Origin of the sequence: Streptomyces sp. NPDC051662 (genome assembly GCF_040681655.1) — a bacterium.
Classification (GTDB): domain Bacteria; phylum Actinomycetota; class Actinomycetes; order Streptomycetales; family Streptomycetaceae; genus Streptomyces.
Genome location: NZ_JBFAZD010000012.1, coordinates 1 through 20,637 on the forward strand (window position 1 = coordinate 1; position 20,637 = coordinate 20,637).

The following is a 20,637-nucleotide window of genomic DNA, read 5'->3' on the forward strand; positions in this document are numbered from 1 at the left end:
CCGGGGTGGGGGTGGGGGGGGGGGGGGGGGGGTCTTTGCCCCGCGCCCCCCTCCTCGCGCGTCCCGCGAACACGGTCTACGCCGTGATCGTCGCCTCGCACTTCCGTACCCGCGAGACCTGCTTCGGGCTGTCCATCGGGACCCTCACCGTGGTCGTCTCCCCGCCGTCCAGCTCGACCGTCGTGTCACCGAAGTCGACGACCGAGCCCGCCGCGTCCTCGAAGGTCACATCGACCTCGTAGGTGTCCGTCGGACCGGGTCCCACCGAGACCCGCACGGTCGTGTAGGTGACTGCCTTGCGCTTGCCCTTCGCCTTGCTGACGCAGGTGACGATCCGCGCCTCGGCGCCGGCCGTCGCCGTGGGCGTCGGGTCGTACGAGCTGCCGGACGAGCCGTAGTCGTCATCGGAGTCGTAGCCCGAGCCGGAGTACGAACCATTGCTCTTCTTCGAGTTGGAGCAGCCGCCCCCGCCGCCGCCGCTCGAACTCTTGCTCTTGCCGCTCTTGCCGCCCTTGCCGCCCGAGGAGGACGAGAACCCCGTCAGGGCCAGCACCACCGCGACCAGTACGGCCGCGACTTTCAGACGTCGACGTATCACGATCGAGTCACTCCCCCGTATGTACTCACTCATGTACTCACTCACCGATGGCCCAGGGGCTGATCTACCCGTGGACCTGTCAAACGCGCGTGACACGCTAGCAGTTGGGGCGTGGGCGCCCTCAGCGGCGCGGCGGGCGCCCGCGGTCGCGTGGCGGGGGCCGGATACGCGGCGTAGCGTCGCTGACGGAGCAGGATCACGCACCGCGAAGGAGGGCCGGCGATGGTCCGTAACGTCCTCGGCTCGCTGCTCGCTCTCATCGGAGCGGCCGCCGCCGTCCTCAGTCCGTTCCGTCCCTGGTTCGACGGCCGGGAGGGGAGCGACTTCCCCGTCACCGACCTGTTCAACGGCATCTCCGGCAACGGCTCCGGCGTCGTGGTCTCGCTCGCGCTGCCCTTCCTCTTCGCCGCCCTGATCACGCTGTCCGGCGTGGTGCTGCGCTCGCGCGCGCTCGTGGGGCTGGCCGGTCTCGTCGTGCTCGGCTTCACAGTCCTGTGGATGGTGCGCCAGGGCCAGTCGGCGGACGGCCTCGGCGTCACCGGCGGCGGCTCGGGCCTGGGCACCGGCGTCGCGTACGCCGTCGGCGGCGGGTTCGTACTGCTGCTGGCCGCACTGGTGATGAGCGGCCGTCGGGCGCGCCGCGGCCGGTGGCGGAATCAGGAGCCGCCGTACGACTACGAGGTCCCGTACCCGCAGCAGTACCAGCACCCGCAGCCGCAGCCGCAGCCGCCCGCTTACGAGCATCCGCGGTACGAACAGGCGCGGTACGAACACGCGCAGTACCAGCAGCCGCAGTACCAGCAAGGGCAGTACCAGCCGCCGTCCGGGCCTCCGCAGCCGTACGACCAGTACGCGTACCAGCCGTACGGATACGAGCCCCAGCCGCCGCCGTCCTCACCCCCGGAGGAGTGGTCGCCGCACGATGGCGACACCCAGTCGCTCCCCCGGATCACCGACGAGCAGTGGAGCCCGAGCTCCACACCGCCGACGGGGCCGCCGCCCGAAGAACCGCCCGACGCCCCACGGCCGCGCTGACCGCCACCCCGCACCGCCGCCTCGCACCGCCGCCTCGCACCGCCCCGGAGCCCCGCCCGGGAGCCGCGTCGGACAGGACTCAGCGCGCCCCGCGCCCCGTAGCCGTCCCCTTCACCGAGTCCAGCGCGTAGACACAGCGGTCCTTGCTGCACGCGTACACCACGCCCCGCTGGGTCACGGGCGAGCCCGTGATCTCGCCGCCCGTCGCGAGCTTCCAGCGCAGCTGGCCACCGCTCGCGTCCAGCGTGTAGAGGACATGGTCGGCCGAGCCGAAGTGCAGCCGGCCGTCGGCGACGACCGGCGCGCCGATGACCTCGCCGCCCGCCGCGAAGCGCCACTTGGGCGTGCCCGTCACCGCGTCCAGCGTGTACAGCGCGCTGCCGCTGCCGACATGGATATTGCCGTCCGCGACCAGCACCGGTTCGATCGACTGCCGGGATTCCGTCGCGATGCGCCAGCGGTCCTTGCCGGTGGTGGCGTCCAGCGCGTACACCGTGCCGAGATAGTCCGCGAGATAGACACCGCCGCCCGTCACGGCCGGTCCCGGCGCGAAGGCGGGCGGGGAGAGGAAGACCGCGGGCGCCTCGAAGTGCCAGCGCGCGTGGCCGCTGACCAGATCGATGGAGAGCACGCGCGTACCGGCCGAGACATACAACTGGCCGTCGGCGGCGGGCCGTACCCGCACGGGCACGCCCCCGCAGGAGGCGGCGTCCCCGATGGGGTACGACCACAGCTCGGTGCCGGTGCGCGCGTCCAGCGCCAGCAGCCGGGCGTCCTTCCACACATACACCGTGCCGTCATGGATCGCGGGCCCGGCCTCCGGTGTCTCGAAGTCCGTCTGGGCCCCGGCGATCTCCCACAGCTTGTCGCCGTTCGACGCCTCCCACGCCTGGACGCCGCCGCCGCGCGTACCGGTGACGACCGTGCCGCGGTCGACCTTCAGGGAGTACACCCAGGCGTCGGTCTGGAGCCGCCAGCGCTCGGTGCCGTCCGCGGCGTCGAGCGCGTACAGCGTCGGCCCGTCCGAGGCGTGGATCCGGCCGCCGGTGACGGCCATCGCCCACGCCACGTCCCTGGTCTTGAACTGGCGGCGTCCGCTGGCCACATCGAGCGCGTGCACCTCGAAGGACGTGACATAGAGCAGATCGCCGTCGACGACCGGCGTGCCCCAGACGTCGTTGGACATCCGGAACCGCCAGGGCCGCCAGTGGCCGGGAGCGCCGTCGGGGGGCGGGGCGGGCGCGGGCACCGGCGGCGCGGCCGGGGCGGGGGCCGCGCCGGTGAGCGCCTCCGTACCGTTCAGCCCGGCGGGCGGGCGGATCCAGCCCGTGGCGGGGCCCGCGTCGGCGCCGCCGACGCCGACGCGCGTGTCCGCGACCCGCGGTCCCGGACCGATCGGCACCGGCGATCCCGGCAGCCTGAGCGGGCCGTCCTGCGGTGCGGAGCGGGGCGCGTGCGGCAGCGCGGGCGGCGACATCGCGGCCGACTCCTCGGACCGCCCGGCGTGCTGGCTCTCGTTCCCGCCACCGCCACCACCGGCGCCCTGCCGCGCCGGGCCGGGCCGCCACGCGGCGTCCCAGTCGGGGGCCGCCTGCGCGGGCACCGGCGGCTCGTGCGCGGGCCTCGGCGGTACGGCGGCGACCGCGCCGGGCCCCGCACCGGGACCGGCGCGCCGTGCGGCGGGCGCGGGCCCCCGGACGCCGGCCCGGCGGCGCTCGATCATCGCGGTGGCGAGATCCGGCAGCCACGCCGAGGCCGTGCCGCTGTCGTCACTGCCCGAGGCGAAGAGATGCGGGGCCAGCTGGGCCTGGAGGTCGGCGGGCGAGGGCCGCTGAGAGGCGTCCATCTTCATGCACGCCTCGATGAGCGGCCTCAGCTCCTCCGGCAGCCCCGTCAGGTCCGGGCCCTCGCGCAGCAGCATGAAGACCGTCTCGACGGGGTTGGCGCCATGGAAGGGCGCGTGCCCGGTGGCGGCGAAGACGAGGGTCGAGCCGAGCGAGAAGACATCGCTGGCCCCCGTCACACTGCGCGAGTCGCGTGCCTGCTCGGGCGACATGTACGCGGGCGTCCCCACGGCGACATTGGTCATGGTCAGCCGGGTGTTGGAGACGCCGGAGGCGATACCGAAGTCGATGACCCGCGGCCCGTCCTCCACCACCAGGACATTCGACGGCTTCATGTCGCGGTGCACGAGATTGGCGCCATGGATCGACTGGAGCGCCTCCGCGATCCCCGCCGCCAGCCAGCGCACCGCCTGGGCGGGCATCGGACCGCACTCACTCACTATTTCTTCCAGCGAGGGGGCGGGTACATACGCCGTCGCCAGCCAGGGCACGGCGGCCCGGGGATCGGCGTCCACGACGGCCGCGGTGTAGAACCCGCTGACGGCGCGTGCGGCCTCCACCTCTCGTGTGAAGCGGACCCGGAACAACTGGTCCTCGGCAAGCTCGGTACGTACCGTCTTGATCGCCACCCGGCGGCCGGACGCCGAGCGCGCGAGATAGACCAGCCCCATGCCGCCGGCTCCGAGCCGCCCGAGCACCTCGAAAGGGCCGATGCGCCTCGGGTCGTGCTGCGTCAGCTGCTCCACTTGCGTGCCACCTCCCCGTACGGGCCACAAAGGTACGGCCCCGTGCCCCCTGATTCTTCCTGTCGGAGGCGACGGTTGCGAACCCGGGGGCGGATCGGGGTGTCTCACCCCGATCCGGACACTCCTGTGCTTTCCTGCCCCGCTTTCTGCCCCTGCGCGGGCTCCGGCTCGCGCTCCGGCTCGCGTTGCGACTCATGTTGCGGCTCATGCTGCGGCTCGCGTTGCGGCTCATGCTGCGGCTCGCGTTTCGGCTCGCGTTTCGGCTCGGCCAGCACGGCGAAGTACGCGCCCTGGTTGTCCAGCAGCCCCGCCATCCGTCCGTGGTCGATATCGAACGGCGGTGCGGTGATCCTGCCACCGAGCCGGACGACCGCCGCCGCCGTCTCGTCGCAGTCGTCGACCGAGAAATAGCTGAGGAAATGGCCGGGCAGCTCCGCCGGGAACGCGTCCGTTATCACGCTGCGCCCGCCGATCGCGCTCTCCGCGCCCGGCGCGGAACCGGCCGGGGACCACAGCCGGAAGTCGATGCCGTCGCCCGGCAGATCCCTGCCCCGGAAGCCGAAGACCGTCTCGTAGAACGGATCGACGCGCTCCTTGTCCCTCGTATAGACCTCTGTCCAGCAGAAGGATCCGGGCCGGCCCGTCTTCTCGAAGCCCAGGTCCTCGCCCGCCTGCCAGAACCCGAAGACCGCGCCGGCCGGATCCGCCGCCAGCGCCATCACACCGAACCGCCCGACGGCCATCGGCTCCCGCACCAGCTGGCCGCCCGCCCTCCTGATCCTCGCGCTGAGGGCGTCGGCGTCCGGGGTGGCGAAATAGATGGTCCATACGGTCGGCATCCGGCCGTCCCGCTTGGCGACGAGGCCCGCGACGCGCCTCCCGCCGCTGAACGCCAGGGTGTAGTGCCCGTCGTCCATGCCCCTGGCCCGGCCGAAGGTCCAGCCGAACAGCTCCCCGTAGAAGCGCTTGCCCGCTTCCAGATCGGGGAGTGACACATCCACCCAGCACGGCGTGCCTTCCGCGAATGCGTCCATGTCCCGGACCCCTTCCGTATGGATAAATAGAACAATTGATTCACTATCGCAGCGTGAACTCGCCGCCACCCCGAGTTATCCACCGAAGTTGTCCACAGGCTGTTGATAACACTATTCAAGCCCGCGCCCGCGTCGTCCGCCTCCCGGATCTCCTCGCGAGCCCCCCATCCGCTCCCCGCCCGCTCCCCATCCGGGATGGCCGATTCCCCATTTGCAGTCGGCCAAATCGCGCTCGGATCACCCCTCGGTAAGCTGACTGCATGACAGGACAAGTGCGCACCGTCGACGGCCGCGTGGCTGGTCGACGCGGGCAGGCGACGCGGCAGAAGCTGCTCGACTGCCTCGGCGAGATGCTCAGCTCCTCGCCGTACCGGGACGTCAAAGTCATCGATGTCGCCCGCAAGGCGGGCACGTCACCCGCGACCTTCTACCAGTACTTCCCGGACGTCGAGGGCGCCGTCCTTGAGATCGCCGAGGAAATGGCCAAGGAGGGCACCGGGTTGACCGAGCTGGTCTCCGGCCGCTCCTGGGCCGGCAAGGCCGGCTGGCAGACGTCCGAGGAACTCGTCGACGGCTTCCTCGACTTCTGGCGCAAACACGACGCCATCCTCCGGGTGGTCGATCTGGGCGCGGCGGAGGGCGACAAGCGGTTCAACAAGATCCGTATGAAGATCCTGAACTCCGTGACCAGCTCGCTCACGGAGTCCGTGAAGGAGCTTCAGTCCAAGGGCAGGGTCGACAAGGACATCAGTCCGGCGGCGCTCGCCGGCTCACTGGTCGTGCTGCTCGCCTCGGTCGCCTCGCACCAGAAGGGCTTCCAGAGCTGGGGCGTGAAGCAGGCCGAACTGCGGCCGACGCTCGCCCAGTTGGTCCACCTGAGCGTCACCGGCAAGAAGCCCACGAAGTAAAGCCCCCCAGAAGTAACGTTCCGCAGAAGTAGCGTTCCGCAGAGGCAACGCGCTCCAGCTGAGGTGACCCGCCGAAGCGGGCCGGCGCCCGGGCCTGCGGCCACGGTACGTACGTACCGCGTGCCCCTCCCCCGTTCTGTCATGCCGGCGGCAGCAGCCGTTCCACCAGCGCCCCGATCAGCGCACCCGCCTCCTCCGCCGGGAACACCCCCGGAAGCGTCAGCTGCTCCACCACCAGCCAGTTGGTGGCCAGATAGATCATCTTCACCGCCTCGGCGTCGCCGGGCAGACCGGCGTCCAGATGGGCCCGGACATTGGCCTCGACATCCGTGCGGACGCGCTCGGTGAGCACCGCGCGCAGGGCGGGCCGACGGGTGGCCTCCAGCCGCAGTTCGAGCAGGGCGAGATAGCCCGTACGGAACGCGGCGACGCGCTCCACCACCTCACGGACCAGCCCCATGACCCGCTCCCGGGTGGCCGGCCCCTCCGTCATCGCCGCCATCGTCGCGTCGTCCGGGCGCATCCGCTCGTAGATCCGGCCGCCGGCCTGGGTGAGCAGATCGTCGCGACTGGCGAAGTAGTTGGACGCGGTGCCGTTGGGCACCCGCGCCTCGGTGTCCACAGCCCGGAAGGTCAGCCCTCGGGCGCCCTCACGGGCGAGCACCTCGATGGCCGCGTCCACAAGTGCCGCGCGCCGGGCCAGGTTCTGCCGCATACGGGGTTTCCGTCCTCCCTCTCGCACCACTCCGGGTCACGAACCACACGGAGCTCTGACCACTCCGAGTGTAGTGATGTGGGCGGGGACAGGGACGAGGTTGAATGGCCCGCGTGGACGACGACCGGCGACAAGAGACCTTCCGCGCCCTGCTGCGCGCCCAGCCCGTCTGGGACACCGAACTGCCCGCGTTCGATCCGGCCGGCGCGCCCGACGAGCCGCTGCCGCTGTTCCACCGCTGGTTCGCCGAGGCGGTGGCCGCGGGACAGCCGGAGCCGCACACGATGACGCTGGCGACCGCCGACGAACAGGGCCGGCCCGACCTACGGACCCTGATGCTGCATGACGCGGACGCACGGGGCTGGCACTTCGCCTCGCACGCGACCAGCCGCAAGGGCCGCCAGTTGGCCGCGCGCCCCGAGGCCGCGCTCGGCTTCTACTGGGCGGCGCAGGGACGTGCCGTACGCCTGCGGGGTGGGGTGCGTACGGCCGGCGCCGAGGAGAGCGGCGCTGATCTGCGGGTCCGTTCGACGGGCGCGCTGGCCTCCGCGCTGGTCGGCCGGCAGAGCGAAGTCCTCGGTTCGGCCGAGGAGTTGGCGGAGGCGAGCGCGGCGGCGTGGGAGCGGGCGCGGCGCGAGCCGGACGCGGAGGCACGGTCCTGGACCGCGTACACGCTCGTGCCGGACGAGGTGGAGTTCTTCCAGGGCGACGCGCGCAGACAGCATGTACGGCTGCGCTACCGGCGCGAAGGGGGCTTGTGGGTAAGGGAGTTGCTCTGGCCCTGAGGGTCGGCGCAGCGGGACGGCGGATGTGATCGATTCGCAACCCTTTCCCGTCTTGACCGAGACCCAACAAGTGAGGATCCGGTTACGCTCAGCTCTCATGTCCGACGATTCCGGCCGCGCCAACAGCCTTCCCGTGTATGTCATCGGCGCCGGCCCCGGTGGGCTCGCCGTCGCCGCCGCACTGCGTGAACAGGGCGTACGGGCCGTCGTACTGGAGAAGTCCGACGCCGTCGGCGCCTCCTGGCGCCGCCACTACGAGAGGCTGCGGCTGCACACCACCCGCCGGATGTCGGCCCTGCCGGGGCTGCCGATCCCGCGTTCGTTCGGACGCTGGGTGCCCCGCGCGCGCCTGGTGCGCTACCTGGAGAAGTACGCGGAGTTCCACGGCCTGGACATCGTCACCCGCGTGGAGGTCACCCGGGTCGAGCGCTCCCCCGACGGGACCGGCTGGCTGCTGCGGGCGACCGGCGGCCGGGAACTGACCGGCCGCGCCGTCGTCGTGGCCACCGGCTACAACCACACCCCGTGGCTGCCGTCCTGGCCGGGCGCCGCGTCGTACGGCGGCGAGTCGCTGCACGCGGGCGAGTACCGCGACGCCCGGCCGTACGCGGGCAAGGACGTCCTGGTCGTCGGTGTGGGCAACACGGGCGCGGAGATCGCCGTGGACCTCGTCGAGGGCGGCGCGGCGCGGGTGCGCCTCGCCGTACGTACCGCCCCGCACATCGTGCGCCGCTCCACGCTGGGCTGGCCGGCCCAGGCGACGGCCGTGCTGGTCCGCCGGCTGCCGGTCCGGCTGGTCGACCGGGCGGCGCGGGCGCTGGCCCGGCTATCGGTGCCCGACCTGTCGGCGAAAGGACTGCCGCGCCCGGAGACGGGCCTCTACTCACGCGTCCGCGAGGGGGCGATCCCGGTGCAGGACGTGGGTCTGATCAAGGCGGTGCGCAAGGGCCGGGTCGAACCGGTGGCGGCGGTCGAGTCCTTCGAGGCCGACAAGGTCGTGCTGGCGGACGGCTCCCGGATCACCCCCGAGGTGGTCATCGCGGCGACCGGCTACCGCCGGGCCCTGGAAGACCTGCTGGGGCATCTGGACGTACTGGACGAGCGGGGGCGGCCGGTGACCCACGGCGGTCGCACCCCGGAGCGGGCGCGGGGGCTCTACTTCATCGGCTTCACCAAACCGATCAGCGGCAACCTCCGCGAGATGGCGATCGACGCGCGCAAGATTGCGAAGGTCCTGGCCGAGGGGACCACATCCGCCCGTCGGTCCGGCCGGGCGCGCCGGTCACGCCGGTCGCACCGGTCCCTTCTGCCCCGCTGACCACGCCTCCCCCACTCACCCCCGCTCCGCCCGCCGCGCCGAACCGTCAAACCGTCGCAGGCGCCACCACCGGCCTGCGCCTGATCACCAGCGCCATCAGCGCCGCCGCCGCGCACAGCGCCCCCGACGCGTACCAGACCACGTCGTACGAGCCGAACACGTCCCGCGCCAGACCGCCCGCGAAGGCCACCACCGCCGCGCCGACCTGATGGGAGGCGAGGACCCAGCCGAAGACGATCGCGCTGTCCTCGCCGTAGTGCTCACGGCACAGGGCGATCGTCGGGGGGACGGTGGCGACCCAGTCCAGGCCGTAGAAGACGATGAAGAAGATCATCGGCGGATGGACGGACGGCGCGAGCAGCATGGGCAGGAAGAGCAGCGAGACACCGCGCAGCGCGTAGTAGACCGCCAGCAGTCTGCGCGCCTCGAAGCGGTCGGTGAACCAGCCGGAGGCGATCGTGCCGACCACATCGAAGACGCCTATCACCGCGAGCAGCGAGGCGGCGGCCGTGATCGGCATGCCGTGGTCATGTGCGGCCGGTACGAAGTGGGTCTTGACCAGGCCGTTCGTCGAGGCGCCACAGATCGCGAAGGTCCCGGCGAGCAGCCAGAACGGTCCCGTACGCGCCGCCGAGAACAGCACCGAGACCGCACGCCGCGCGGCCCCGGGCACCGGCGCGGGCTTGGGTACGAACGTCTTCGCACCGTACGCGGGCAGCCCGACATCCGCCGGATGGTCCCGCAGCAGCAGCCAGACGAACGGGACCACCGCGAGCGCGGCCAGCGAGACCGTCACGGCGGCCGGGCGCCAGCCGTGGTGCTCCACCAGCCAGGAGAGCAGCGGCAGGAACACCAGCTGCCCCGAGGCGCCCGCCGCGGTGAGGATGCCGGTGACCAGACCGCGTCGCGCCACGAACCAGCGGTTGGTCACCGTCGCGGCGAAGGCCAGCGCCATCGAACCGCTGCCGAGACCGACCAGAACGCCCCAGTACAGCACCAGTTGCCAGGCCGCGGTCATCCATACGGTCAGCACGGAACCGGCCGAGATGATGGTGAGCGCGACGGCGACGACCCGGCGGATGCCGAAGCGGTCCATCAGCGCCGCGGCGAACGGCGCGGTCAGTCCGTACAGCGCGAGATTGACCGAGACGGCGAAGCCGATCGTGCCGCGCGACCAGTCGAACTCCGTGTGCAGCGGTTCGATCAGCAGACCGGGCAGCGAGGCGAACGCCGCCGCGCCGATGATCGTCACGAACGTGACGACGGCGACGAACCACGCCCGGTGGACGCGCCCCGGCGCGCGGGGCGCGGGGGACGCGGGCGACGCGGAGGGCCCGGCGGGCGCAGACGGCGCGGAGGGCTCGGGCGGGTCGGGCTGTGCGGCGAGGTCGGTTGTCTGGGTCACGTCGGACAGCATCCAAGGGGGCCATGCGAGGAACGAGTGGCCCGACGGTCAGCATTCGTCAGGATCGGGCCACGCCCTCGTACCATCCGTGAACGAGATCGCCGCCCGCCTCATGCCACGCGCTTCAGGCCCCGGATCGCCGGTACCGCCAGCAGCACCGCGCACACCCCCACATTGATCACCGCCCCGGCCACCAGTACTTCCCGTACCCCCACCGCCTCCGCGACCGGCCCGGCCAGCGCCCGCCCCACCGCCAGCATGATCAGCGAGCCCGCCACGTCATACGCGTGCAGCCGGTTGAGCGCCGCGTCGGGGATCTGCGTCTGCACCGTCGTCGACCACATCACCAGCCAGAACGCCAGCGACACACCTCCGACGAAGAAGCCGGCGGCCAGCAGCGGCACCGGCACGTCGTACGCCAGGACCAGTACGTTCGCGATCACCCCGAACAGCGCGAGCGCGCCCGCGAACAGCGGTCTGACCGGCCGCAGCCGCATCGCCAGCAGCCCGCCCGCCACGCTGCCCGCGCCCTGGACCGTCATCATCAGACCGAACATCGCCGAGCTGTGCCGCTCGGTGACGACGACCGCCTCCAGCGGTGTGATCGGGCCGAGCACCGTGATGCCGTACACCGACCAGACGGCGATGACCCCCCACAGCCAGGGCCGGGCCCGGAACTCGTGCCAGCCGCCCATCAGTTCGGAGAGCATCGACTCCCCGGTCACCACCGGCGCGACCGACTCCATCCGGATCAGGAAGAGACAGATCCCGCTGATCCCGAAGGTGGCCGCGTTGACCCCGAAGATCAGACCGGGGCCGCCGAAGCCGGCCAGCGCGCCCGCGACCGCCGGACCCGCCATGGTCATCAGCGACTCCGCGACCCGGAGCACCGCGTTGCCCCGCTGCACATCGGGAGCCAGCCTCGGGAGCATGCTGGCCACCCCCGGCTGGAAGACCGCGGCGCCCAGTCCATTGAGCGCGCTGAGCGCGTACACGAGCCAGAGCGCGGGCGCTCCGGCGGCGAAGGCGACGGCCAGCACCGCCGTACCCACCAGCCGTACGCCGTCCGCCAGCACCATCATCCGGCGCGGGGTGAACCGGTCGGCCAGCACACCGCCGACGATCACGAACCCCGCGAAGCACGCCATCCAGGAGCCGAGCGCGAAGCTGACGGACGAGGCGCCGTACCCGGCGTCGAGCAGACCGGCGGCGAGGGCGACCGGCACCATGCCGTCCCCGAAGCGCGCGACGGTACGGGCGAGGAAGAAGAACCGGAAGTTACGGTTCCAGAGGGTACGGACGGCCCCTTCCCGGGCTGTTCCGGCCGGGGCTTCGTGCGGGGCTTCGTGCGAGGCTTCGTGCGAGGCTTCGTGCGGCGGTGCGGTCGGTTCGGGAATGCCCGGAGCCACTGTGCGCTTTTCTGTCACAGACGCGACTGATATCAAGTAAAGGTCTGGACCACCAGAGCTTTTCCGTGGAACGGACCGCGAAGTCCGGAGGAGAGGGGAGCACACCATGCCGGACCGCCGCCCGCACCGGGTCGCCGTCCTCGCCCTCGACGGGGCGATCCCCTTCGAACTGGGCATCCCGCAGCGGATCTTCGGCCGCGCGCGCGACGCCTCCCACCGGCCGCTGTACGAGATCGTGACCTGCTCGGTCCGGGAACCGGGGCCGGTACGGACCGACGCCGACTTCGCGATCCTCGTCGAGAACGGCCCCGAGACGCTCGCCACCGCCGACACCGTGGTCATACCGGCGTCCTACGAACTGGGTCCGGTCTTCGACGAGGGCAGGCTCACCGACGAACTCCACGCCGCCCTCTCCCGGCTGCGGCCGGGCACCCGTATGGTCTCGATCTGCACCGGCAGTTATGTGCTGGCCGCCGCCGGGGTCCTGGACGACCGTCCCGCCACCACCCACTGGTCCTCCGCCGCCCACTTCCAGCGGCTGTTCCCCCGGGTCAAGGTGGACGCGGACGTGCTGTTCATCGACGACGGTGATGTGCTGACCTCCGCCGGGGTCGCCGCCGGAATCGATCTGTGTCTGCATATCGTCCGGCGCGATCATGGCACCGCGGTCGCCAACGACGTCGCGCGGCGTACGGTCGTCCCGCCGTACCGGGACGGCGGCCAGGCGCAGTACGTCCAACGCCCGGTCCCCGAACCGCAGCTGGCGACCACCGCGACCGCCCGCGGATGGGCCCTTGAGCGCCTCCACGAGCCGATACAGCTGCGCGACATGGCGGAACAGGAGTCGATGTCCGTACGGACGTTCACACGCCGCTTCCGCGAGGAGGCCGGGATCAGCCCCGGGCAGTGGCTGGTGCTGCAACGGGTCGAACGGGCCAGACAGCTACTGGAGTCGACGGACCTGTCGGTCGATCAGGTGGCGCGGGACGCGGGGTTCGGCACGGCGCAGTCGATGCGCCAGCATCTCCAGTCGGCGCTGGGGGTCCCGCCGACGGTCTACCGGCGTACGTTCCGCGCGGGAGCCGGCTCGGGCCGGTAGACCGCGTCCTCCCGGTACGCCCTGTCCGACCGGTACGCCCTGTCCAACCGGTACGCGGCGATCCGGGGGAACCACGCGTCACGCGGGGCGCGGGACAGCGCATGGGGGTTCATACGCGGCAGGGGCATACGCTTCGGCCGCCACCCCCGGCGCGCTTCTGTCGACCTCGCACCAGATGCGCTTGCCCGCGCCCTCCGGCTGCCAGCCCCACCGGTCGGCGAGACCGTCGACCAGCTCCAGCCCGCGGCCATTGGTGTCCTCGCCGTCCGCGTGGCGCGGGCGCGGCGGGCAGGCGCTGCTGTCGGCGACCTCCACCCGTACCGTCCCTGCCTCGGCCGCTCCCGCGCCGAAGAGCATCCGCAGCACGGCCGGACAGCCGGTGTGCACCACGGCATTGGTGACCAGCTCCGAAATGAGCAGGATCAGCGTCTCGGCGACCGGCTCGTCATCCTCTATGCCGGAACCGGCCAGCCTGGAACGGGCCCATCTGCGGGCCCGCCCCACCTCCGCGGGATCCGGCCCGACCTCCAACTGAACCTGAAGCACCTGCACCGCTCACACCATCCGAACCGGCGGACACATCGCCTCGCGCCTCGACAAGGTCCTCAACAGAGTCACAAGAGTCTCAAGAGTCACGGAACGTGATTTCCTTGCGAGACAGCATGGTTGACGTACAGTCACCGCAACAAGCGCTTCGGGCATATTCCAGCGCGAAGGAGTACGCGTGGTGCATACTGTGCGACGCGCGTCGCGGGGAGTCGAACACGGGCGCACACGGCGCCTTCGTACCGCGCGAGCGGCGCACATTCGTGTTCCCGGAGCCGCCGTACCGGCAGCACCGCGACCGTCGCGCCTCGCAACCTCTCGCACCCCACGGAGCGTACCGGAGGGCGGACACGACTCCGGCCTGTGACGGCCCGCCGCCAGGACACAACCCGGTATCGACCTCGACCGCCGTGTTCCGGCCACGGACGGTGACGCGTTCAGAGCGCTGAGGCCAGAGCTGTGAGTGGGGAGTTGCCCTGCCATGCCCCGGGGGAGTCATCGCGCCCACGGAAGTCACCTCGCCCCACGGGAGTCACCGCACCCGGGGCCGGCCCACCGGCCCCGGGACGCTCATCAGGGTTCCGGCGTCACGTAGTACGCCACGAAGCCGGTCAGGATCTCTCCTTCATGGATCCTGCCGTCGTGGTCCACGTCGAGCTCCGCCGCCGCCTGGGCCGCCACCTCCTGCTCGACACCGAGCACCCGCAGCGCGCGCTCGGCCGACGCCCGGGTCACCCCGCCGCCGTCCTCGTCGGCCACGGCGATCGCGGCACGCAGGAACGGACGGGCGATCTCCGCGAACCGCTCCGGGTTGTCCCGCAGCCGCTTCACCGCGCCGGTGACGAACTCCTGCCTGCTGACCCGCTGGTCACCGTCCACATCCGCGATCCCGGCCATGCCCTGCCAGAACGCCTCGGCCCCGCTGTAGAGTGCCTGTCCCTTGTCGGAGCGTGCCGTCGTACCGAACTCGGCGAGCAGCGCCGCCGCCGCTCCGCTGAAGTCTTCGCGGTCGATGTACCCACTGCCGTCCTGATCGAAGGCGGCGAACCGTGAGGCGATCTTGGCCTCGTACTCTGCGCTGTCCATCCCCGGAGCGTACGACGGCCGGGGGCCGCGATGTGCCCCGTTACGCGCGGAGCCGCTATGCGGAAAGCGGCTGGACCGTGTCGTCGACGGCCGCGGGCACGTCCGGGTAGACCTCGAAGAGACGGCGCACGCCCAGCGCGGCCAGCACCCGGTTGACATGCGAACCCGCCTCGGCGCCACGGGCCGGCAGGATGACATGGAGTCTGCCCCCGCAGGAGTGGAGCAGTCTGCGGGAGGCGATCAGCACGCCGACCCCGCTGGAGTCGCAGAAGAACACCCGGGAGAGATCGAGCACCAGTGCGTGGCGCCCGGCGGCCACCGCGTCGTGGACCCGCTGGCGGACCTCGGGCGACGTCATGAGATCCAGCTCGCCGGTGACGTGCAGTACGGTCCACGGGCCCTGCTCGGACTCCTCCATCGTGAGTGTCACGCGCCTGGACCTTTCGTCGGGTTCCTGGGCTGATCCGGAAGTTGCCGTTCCTCATCCCGCCACTGCCCCGCCGCGCACTTGTGAAACGTTGTGAAACGTCACTCCGCCCCCCAGCACCGCCCGCCGCCGCCCGCGCCAGGCCCGTGCCCACGCCCACAGGAGCGCCTCGGGGGCGCACTTGGGCAAAGGGGAGTGCGTTGTCGGCGGCGCCCACTACATTCGAAGGAACGGTGGCCAATGGTGGCCGCCGGCGGGCTTCGACATGATGGTGGACGGGGGCAGGGGAACGGCCGGAGGCACAGGCAGGCGCACGGAGGAACAGGGCTGGGGGTCGCATGGCGAAGGACACACCGCCCCGGTGGGACCGCGGGATGCACCAGCGGTTGTCGCGGGGCGAGGCGGCGGCTCTCGGTGAGCTGTACGACCGGTACGCGTCGCTGGTGCACGGCCTGGCCCACCGGGTGCTCGACGACGACGACGCGGCGAACCGGGTCACCCGCGAGGTCTTCGGTCATGTCTGGGAGAACCCGGACACGTACGACCCCAAACAGGGCTCCATACGTTCCTGGGTGGCGAAAGTCACACAGCGGCTGGCCGTGCAGCGGCTCCGGCGTACGGAAGCGGAGGCGTACGAGGCGCGCGGCGAGGGTTCGGCGGAGGAGCTGGAGCAGCGGATAAGCCAGGTCTCGGTGGCCGCGCGGGCGGACTACATAGTCAGGTCGATGCCGACGCCCCTGTGGGACGCGCTGGAGCTGGCGTACTTCCAGCGCAGGGACTACCGCCAGACCGCGGCGGACCTCGGTGTCACGGAGGACGAGGCGCGGCGCCGGCTGCGGCTCGGGCTGCAACTGCTCTCCACGGCCAACACCCAGGCCCGGAGCGGCTCTTCGCCGCCGGGAACCGGACGTTCCTTGTGACGGGCCCCCTGGACGGCGGCCCCCATGACGGTCGCGATCCGGACGACGAACCGACGTCCTTCCTCCGTATCCCGGCACCGAGGACGGCGCCGGACGACGTGACGGAACCGGAGCGACCGGAGGTGCCCGAGGCGGCCGGGGCGGCCGGGGCGCGCGAAACACCGCCCGCCGCCGAGCCGCTGTCGCACAAAGTGCTCATGTCGCTGCTCGGGGCCTGGGCGCTGAGCGCCTGCTCCGCCGAGGAGACCGCGCTCGTCGAGGCGCACCTCACCGAATGCGCCCCCTGCGCGGACGAGGCCCTCAGGCTGCGCGACGCCGTGGGGCTGCTGCACGCCGATGGAAACCTGGACCTCGACCCGCTGCTGCGCTCCCGCGTACTGGAGAACGCTCTCGGCCGCCGGCCCGCCCGTGTCCCCGTGCCCGGCTGGGCCGCCCCGTACGACGCCGAGACCGCGCGGCTCGACGCGCTCCTGCGGGACATCGGCGACGCCGAGTGGCACGCGCCCGTACGGCTCAAGTGGTACGAGGACGGGGGAACCGTCTCCCGCCGGACGACCGTCGCCGGGGTGATCGGCCATCTGATGACCGTCGACGGCCTGGTCGCCGCCTCCCTCGGGCTCGACGACCCGCTCGGCTCCGACGCTCCGGTCCACCCGACCGAGCGTACGGAGAGCTTCTGGCAGGCCGCGAAGCCTCCGCCGACCCGCACCATCCACGAGCCCTGGCGCCGGCAGAGCCACACCCTCATCAGAACGGTGTCCTTCGCCGGCCGCGGGGTCGCCGAACTCTCCGTGTCGTACGGGTTCTTCGCGCTGCCCCTGCGCGACGCGCTGCTCGACCGCGCCTTCGAGTGCTGGGTGCACGGCGCGGACATCGCGGACGCGGTGGACTACCCGTACAAGCCGCCCAGCGGCGGTCATCTGCGCGAGATGATCGATCTGGCGACCCGGCTGCTGCCCGCCGCCCTGGCCATCCGCCGCCGGAGCGGTCTCGCGGGACCGGCCCGTGAGCTGGTGACGGCGGGGTCGCCAGGCCGCTCGCTGCGACTGGAGATCGAGGGCGCGGGCGGCGGCGACTGGTTCATCGCGCTGGACTCACCGGCGGCGGTGGGCTCGCGCGAGCGTTCCGTGGCGCACGTCGCGCTGGACGGCGTCGAGTTCTGCCAGCTGGTGGCCGGACGGGTCTCGCCGGAGGACGCGGCGGCGGGGCAGGAGGGTGACCGTGAGGCGATCAGGGACGTGCTGTGCGCGGCGGCCACGCTGAGCCGTCTCTGAAGACCTCATGGTCAGGACCGGCCGGCCCGGTCAGTCAGCCCGGCCCGACTGGTCCGGTCAATCCGGTCAGCGCGGCCCGATTGGTCCGGTCAATCCGGTCAGCGCGGCCCGACTGGTCCGGTCAATCCGGTCAGCGCGGCCCGACTGGTCCGGTCAGTCGAAGACGACGGTGCGGTGCCCGTTGAGCAGGATCCGGTGCTCCGCGTGCCACTTCACCGCGCGCGCCAGCGCCTGGCACTCCACGTCCCGGCCGATCGCGACCAGTTGCGCGGGCGTGACCTGGTGGCCGACGCGCTCGACCTCCTGCTCGATGATCGGGCCCTCGTCGAGATCGGCGGTCACGTAGTGCGCCGTCGCGCCGATCAGCTTCACCCCGCGCGCGTGCGCCTGGTGGTACGGCTTGGCGCCCTTGAAGCTCGGGAGGAAGGAGTGGTGGATATTGATGATCCGGCCGTTCAGCTGCTTGCACAGATCGTCCGAGATGACCTGCATATAGCGGGCGAGCACCACGAGCTCCACCCGCTCCGCGCGGACCAGCTCCAGCAGCTCGGCCTCGGCCGCCGCCTTGGTGTCCCTGGTCACCGGGATGTGGTGGAACGGGATGTCGTACGAGGCGGCCAGATCCGCGAAGTCCGTATGGTTCGAGACGACCGCCACGATGTCCACCGGCAGCGCGCCGATGCCGGCCCGGAAGAGCAGATCGTTCAGGCAGTGGCCGAACTTGCTGACCATGAGGACGATCCGCATCCGCTCGTCCGCGCGGTGGATCGCCCACTCCATCCGGAACGAGTCACCGATGGCGGCGAAACTCGCCCGCAGCTTCTCCACGGTCACCGGGGATTCCGCCGAGAAGTGCACCCGCATGAAGAAGAGACCCGTGTCGTGATCCCCGAACTGCTGACTGTCCTCGATGTTGCAGCCGGTCATGAAGAGATAGCTCGACACGGCGTGCACGATGCCCTGTTTGTCCGGGCAGGAGAGCGTGAGCACGTACTGGTCGGACGGCGGGGCGACGGGTGGCGGCGTCTCGATGGTCATGACCCCAGAGGATCCCACATCTGTCCCGCGCGCCCCGGATTCCGCCAGAACGTGGACATTGCGCCGGTGCCCCCGGTGACGCGCCGGTGACGCCGAGCGACGTCACCCTGCCACGGCGAGGTCAGACGGACCGCGTCATGATCCGCAGCACATCCAGCGAGGTCGGCAGCACATCCGGATCGTCCCCGTCGCTCGTCGCCAGCCGTACGTGCGCCTCGCGGGCCGCCCGTATCGCCTCCGGCCAGCCATGGTGCTCCAGATAGGCGGAGACGGGCGCGTCCGCCCCGACCTGGTGCATGATGCGCAGCACCCGGAGCACGGCGAGATCGACGAGGGCGGCCTCGCCCGAGTCGCGGAAGATCGTGCCGACGTATTTCTCGGCGGACCAGTTGTCCAGCCAGGTGTCCTCGACGAGCCGGTAGACGGCGTCGGTGACGTCGCCGTACCCCTCCAGGCCGGCCAGCCAGTACTCCTGGTGGAAGACGGGATCGGAAAGCATGTGCAGCGCCGAGCGCACATTGCTGCGCCAGCGCCACCACGGCATGTCATTGAGCGGCATGCCGCCCATGGTGGGGGAGCGACGGGCACGACGGGAAGAGTTCTCGGAACCTTGCTGCACAGTCCACGACTTTACGTTCCGCGCGGGAGCGTACGGTCGGGCCCCCGTAATTCACCTCCAGGACACCGAACGTTGAACCACGCTCACTCCGGCGTTACTCGGAGGGCGGAAGTCTGCATGACTATGACCGGTAGGCGACGCTCCTCCTCCCTCCGCCCCTTCCAGTCGGGTGTGGTCCGCGCCCTCTGCATGACGGCGGCCGGTGTTTCGCTCCTCCCCCTGCTGACCGGCTGTGGCGTTCTACCTGGCGACTCGGGGGGCTCCAGAGAGCCTGTCACGGTCATGACCTGGGCGCCGGTCGGTACCAATGCCACCAATTTGCCCGGTATGCCCGCCATGGCCAAGGCGTACGCCCGCTGGGTCAACGCGTCCGGCGGCATCGACGGCCATGAGCTGCGCGTGCTGACCTGCAACGAGCGCAACGACAGCGCGGGCGCCGCCGAGTGCGCGCGCCGGGCGGTGAAGGAGAAGGCCGTCGCGGTCGTCGGCTCGTACAGCCAGCACGGCCGGGAGTTCATGGCGCCGCTGGAGGCCGCGTCGATCCCGTACATCGGCGGATACGGCGTCACGGAGGAGGAGTTCACGAGCTTCCTCTCCTACCCCGTCAACGGCGGCCAGGCCGCGCTCCTCGCGGGCAACGGCCTCCAACTGGCCCGTAACTGCGACAGAACCGCGCTCGTACGGCCCGACACCATCTCGGGCGACGATCTGCCCGAGCTGCTCAACTCGGGCCTGGCCAAGGGCAAACGCGGCCCGGCCACCGACGTCCGCGCGGCGGAGGACGCCACCAACTACACCGGCCAGGCCGGCCGCGCCCGCGAGAGCGCCGAGGACGGCGGCTGTGTCACCGCGGTGCTCGGCGACCGCACGGAGACCTTCTTCGACTCCTACCGACGCCTCCCCGAGGACGGCCTCGACATCCGCGTCTCCTCGGTCCTCGGCAGCGTCGGCCAGCCGCTGATCAACCGCACGGGCGGCAAGAACGGCCCCTTCGAGGGGGCGTACCTCACCGGCTGGTACCCGGTGTCGAGCGACCCGGCGTGGAAGCCGATGCGCGACATGATCGACAAGTTCGCCTTCGGCGACAACGACATCGACCCGGCCGACCCGGGCGCCCAGACCACCTGGATCGCGTACACCACCCTCAAGGCGGTGATCGAGACGATCAACAGCGAAACGATCACGCCGGGCAAGATCGCGGACACCCTGGACCGCGGGGTACGCGTCGACACGGGCGGCCTGACCCCGCCCCTGCGCTGGCGCTACGAGGACATGCTGGGCACACCGGGCTTTCCGCGGATCGTGAACGGGAACGTGACGTTCCAAGTGGTGCGCGACGGAAAGCTGGTGGCGGAGAAGAAGGGCTTCGTGAACGTGGGCCAGACGCTGAACGGCTCGCACTAGGTCCTGTCCGGCCGCGCTTCCCCGGGCCGGGGGGCGTACGTGTGAGGCTCAGCCGAGTTCCACAGTGGCGTACGGCTGCCATTCGTACATGCGGTTGTCGCGGTGCAGCACGATCAGCTCGGCCGCCTCTATCCGCGCGTGGGCCGACGGAACGTGCGCCGCGCCGAGCGTCTCAAGGAGAGCCGCCGCAGGGCCGTCACCGTTGCTGTACGCCACCGAGACATGAGGCCGGAACCCCTCCGCCCGCTCAGGTACTTCGGTGAGGACGGCCTCGATCGCCGCCCGGATCGCGTCGCGAACGGCCCGTGGCGGATCGTCCGGCGACACAGGGTCCCGGCGGCTGTCCGCCGGGCGCCGAGTCGGTAACCGGCGACCCGGACGACCCTGGCGGCCCGGACGGCGTCGGCGGGCGGTGAGGCGCCGCCAA

Annotated in this window: 20 protein-coding genes; 8 read left to right on the top strand and 12 right to left on the bottom strand. The window is 71.4% G+C overall.

The window, feature by feature from the left end; translation table 11 throughout:
* Positions 1–76 precede the first annotated feature (76 nt).
* Positions 77–598, bottom strand: coding sequence for a hypothetical protein (locus AB0M67_RS20855; protein ID WP_365747450.1), 522 nt, complete (start codon positions 596–598; stop codon positions 77–79).
* 222 nt (positions 599–820) lie between these two features.
* On the opposite strand from AB0M67_RS20855, the gene AB0M67_RS20860 reads away from it, so the two are divergent.
* Positions 821–1,633: a hypothetical protein gene (locus AB0M67_RS20860; protein WP_365747452.1), complete on the top strand. Its 813-nt coding sequence runs from the start codon at positions 821–823 to the stop codon at positions 1,631–1,633.
* A 79-nt stretch (positions 1,634–1,712) separates the two neighbouring features.
* Here AB0M67_RS20860 and AB0M67_RS20865 read toward each other — a convergent pair whose 3' ends face one another.
* On the bottom strand, positions 1,713–4,223 hold the full coding sequence (locus tag AB0M67_RS20865) for a PQQ-binding-like beta-propeller repeat protein (protein ID WP_365747453.1): 2,511 nt from the start codon (positions 4,221–4,223) through the stop codon (positions 1,713–1,715).
* A 104-nt stretch (positions 4,224–4,327) separates the two neighbouring features.
* On the bottom strand, positions 4,328–5,257 hold the full coding sequence (locus tag AB0M67_RS20870) for a VOC family protein (protein ID WP_365747455.1): 930 nt from the start codon (positions 5,255–5,257) through the stop codon (positions 4,328–4,330).
* 260 nt (positions 5,258–5,517) lie between these two features.
* On the opposite strand from AB0M67_RS20870, the gene AB0M67_RS20875 reads away from it, so the two are divergent.
* On the top strand, positions 5,518–6,165 hold the full coding sequence (locus tag AB0M67_RS20875) for a TetR family transcriptional regulator (RefSeq protein ID WP_365747457.1): 648 nt from the start codon (positions 5,518–5,520) through the stop codon (positions 6,163–6,165).
* A gap of 139 nt (positions 6,166–6,304) precedes the next feature.
* Here AB0M67_RS20875 and AB0M67_RS20880 read toward each other — a convergent pair whose 3' ends face one another.
* Positions 6,305–6,880, bottom strand: coding sequence for a TetR family transcriptional regulator (locus AB0M67_RS20880; protein WP_365747459.1), 576 nt, complete (start codon positions 6,878–6,880; stop codon positions 6,305–6,307).
* Positions 6,881–6,984: 104 nt separating this feature from the next.
* Between AB0M67_RS20880 and AB0M67_RS20885 the strand changes: the two genes are divergently transcribed.
* Together AB0M67_RS20885 and AB0M67_RS20890 are read left to right on the top strand one after the other, a co-directional pair.
* Positions 6,985–7,665, top strand: a complete 681-nt coding sequence (locus AB0M67_RS20885; protein ID WP_365747461.1) for a pyridoxal 5'-phosphate synthase — start codon at positions 6,985–6,987, stop codon at positions 7,663–7,665.
* A gap of 97 nt (positions 7,666–7,762) precedes the next feature.
* A complete protein-coding gene (locus AB0M67_RS20890) occupies positions 7,763–8,983 on the top strand; it encodes an NAD(P)/FAD-dependent oxidoreductase (RefSeq protein WP_365747463.1) in 1,221 nt (406 codons plus the stop codon).
* 46 nt (positions 8,984–9,029) lie between these two features.
* Here AB0M67_RS20890 and AB0M67_RS20895 read toward each other — a convergent pair whose 3' ends face one another.
* Together AB0M67_RS20895 and AB0M67_RS20900 are read right to left on the bottom strand one after the other, a co-directional pair.
* The gene (locus AB0M67_RS20895) at positions 9,030–10,388 is read right to left on the bottom strand and encodes an MFS transporter (protein ID WP_365747465.1); all 1,359 of its coding nucleotides are present in this window, start codon (positions 10,386–10,388) and stop codon (positions 9,030–9,032) included.
* Positions 10,389–10,498: 110 nt separating this feature from the next.
* Complete coding sequence (locus tag AB0M67_RS20900; RefSeq protein WP_365747467.1) at positions 10,499–11,815, bottom strand: MFS transporter; 1,317 nt, start codon at positions 11,813–11,815, stop codon at positions 10,499–10,501.
* An 88-nt stretch (positions 11,816–11,903) separates the two neighbouring features.
* On the opposite strand from AB0M67_RS20900, the gene AB0M67_RS20905 reads away from it, so the two are divergent.
* Entirely contained in the window at positions 11,904–12,896 is a 993-nt protein-coding gene (locus AB0M67_RS20905; protein WP_365747469.1) for a helix-turn-helix domain-containing protein, read from the top strand.
* A 78-nt stretch (positions 12,897–12,974) separates the two neighbouring features.
* Here the strand turns inward: AB0M67_RS20905 and AB0M67_RS20910 are convergent, their stop codons facing one another.
* From AB0M67_RS20910 to AB0M67_RS20920, 3 genes are all read right to left on the bottom strand, one after another.
* Complete coding sequence (locus AB0M67_RS20910; protein ID WP_365747471.1) at positions 12,975–13,448, bottom strand: ATP-binding protein; 474 nt, start codon at positions 13,446–13,448, stop codon at positions 12,975–12,977.
* A gap of 567 nt (positions 13,449–14,015) precedes the next feature.
* Complete coding sequence (locus AB0M67_RS20915) at positions 14,016–14,528, bottom strand: EF-hand domain-containing protein (RefSeq protein ID WP_365747472.1); 513 nt, start codon at positions 14,526–14,528, stop codon at positions 14,016–14,018.
* Positions 14,529–14,583: 55 nt separating this feature from the next.
* Positions 14,584–14,958, bottom strand: coding sequence for an STAS domain-containing protein (locus tag AB0M67_RS20920; RefSeq protein WP_365747474.1), 375 nt, complete (start codon positions 14,956–14,958; stop codon positions 14,584–14,586).
* Between the two features lie 335 nt (positions 14,959–15,293).
* Here AB0M67_RS20920 and AB0M67_RS20925 point away from each other — a divergent pair, with 335 nt between their 5' ends.
* Positions 15,294–15,875 carry a sigma-70 family RNA polymerase sigma factor gene (locus AB0M67_RS20925; RefSeq protein ID WP_365747476.1) on the top strand — a complete coding sequence of 194 codons (582 nt, stop codon included), beginning with the start codon at positions 15,294–15,296 and terminating at the stop codon, positions 15,873–15,875.
* On the top strand, positions 15,872–17,149 hold the full coding sequence (locus AB0M67_RS20930; protein WP_365747477.1) for a maleylpyruvate isomerase N-terminal domain-containing protein: 1,278 nt from the start codon (positions 15,872–15,874) through the stop codon (positions 17,147–17,149). Before AB0M67_RS20925 ends, AB0M67_RS20930 begins: the two co-directional genes overlap by 4 nt.
* A 153-nt stretch (positions 17,150–17,302) precedes the next feature.
* Here the strand turns inward: AB0M67_RS20930 and purU are convergent, their stop codons facing one another.
* Both purU and AB0M67_RS20940 read right to left on the bottom strand, forming a co-directional pair.
* Entirely contained in the window at positions 17,303–18,187 is an 885-nt protein-coding gene (gene purU / locus AB0M67_RS20935; RefSeq protein ID WP_365747478.1) for a formyltetrahydrofolate deformylase, read from the bottom strand.
* A 121-nt stretch (positions 18,188–18,308) separates the two neighbouring features.
* On the bottom strand, positions 18,309–18,755 hold the full coding sequence (locus AB0M67_RS20940) for a hypothetical protein (protein ID WP_365747864.1): 447 nt from the start codon (positions 18,753–18,755) through the stop codon (positions 18,309–18,311).
* A 174-nt stretch (positions 18,756–18,929) separates the two neighbouring features.
* Here AB0M67_RS20940 and AB0M67_RS20945 point away from each other — a divergent pair, with 174 nt between their 5' ends.
* The gene (locus AB0M67_RS20945; protein WP_365747865.1) at positions 18,930–20,210 is read left to right on the top strand and encodes an ABC transporter substrate-binding protein; all 1,281 of its coding nucleotides are present in this window, start codon (positions 18,930–18,932) and stop codon (positions 20,208–20,210) included.
* Between the two features lie 48 nt (positions 20,211–20,258).
* Here AB0M67_RS20945 and AB0M67_RS20950 read toward each other — a convergent pair whose 3' ends face one another.
* Positions 20,259–20,537: a 2'-5' RNA ligase family protein gene (locus AB0M67_RS20950; RefSeq protein ID WP_365747480.1), complete on the bottom strand. Its 279-nt coding sequence runs from the start codon at positions 20,535–20,537 to the stop codon at positions 20,259–20,261.
* Positions 20,538–20,637: the final 100 nt, after the last annotated feature.

Bases quoted from the DNA above. Each gene is read 5' to 3' on its own strand.
- AB0M67_RS20860 (WP_365747452.1), top strand. From the start codon at position 821: ATGGTCCGTAACGTCCTCGGCTCGCTGCTCGCTCTCATCGGAGCGGCC.
- AB0M67_RS20870 (WP_365747455.1), bottom strand. From the start codon at position 5,257: ATGGACGCATTCGCGGAAGGCACGCCGTGCTGGGTGGATGTGTCACTC.
- AB0M67_RS20875 (WP_365747457.1), top strand. From the start codon at position 5,518: ATGACAGGACAAGTGCGCACCGTCGACGGCCGCGTGGCTGGTCGACGC.
- AB0M67_RS20880 (WP_365747459.1), bottom strand. From the start codon at position 6,880: ATGCGGCAGAACCTGGCCCGGCGCGCGGCACTTGTGGACGCGGCCATC.
- AB0M67_RS20885 (WP_365747461.1), top strand. From the start codon at position 6,985: ATGGCCCGCGTGGACGACGACCGGCGACAAGAGACCTTCCGCGCCCTG.
- AB0M67_RS20890 (WP_365747463.1), top strand. From the start codon at position 7,763: ATGTCCGACGATTCCGGCCGCGCCAACAGCCTTCCCGTGTATGTCATC.
- AB0M67_RS20905 (WP_365747469.1), top strand. From the start codon at position 11,904: ATGCCGGACCGCCGCCCGCACCGGGTCGCCGTCCTCGCCCTCGACGGG.
- AB0M67_RS20915 (WP_365747472.1), bottom strand. From the start codon at position 14,528: ATGGACAGCGCAGAGTACGAGGCCAAGATCGCCTCACGGTTCGCCGCC.
- AB0M67_RS20925 (WP_365747476.1), top strand. From the start codon at position 15,294: ATGGCGAAGGACACACCGCCCCGGTGGGACCGCGGGATGCACCAGCGG.
- purU (WP_365747478.1), bottom strand. From the start codon at position 18,187: ATGACCATCGAGACGCCGCCACCCGTCGCCCCGCCGTCCGACCAGTAC.
- AB0M67_RS20940 (WP_365747864.1), bottom strand. From the start codon at position 18,755: ATGGGCGGCATGCCGCTCAATGACATGCCGTGGTGGCGCTGGCGCAGC.
- AB0M67_RS20945 (WP_365747865.1), top strand. From the start codon at position 18,930: ATGACCGGTAGGCGACGCTCCTCCTCCCTCCGCCCCTTCCAGTCGGGT.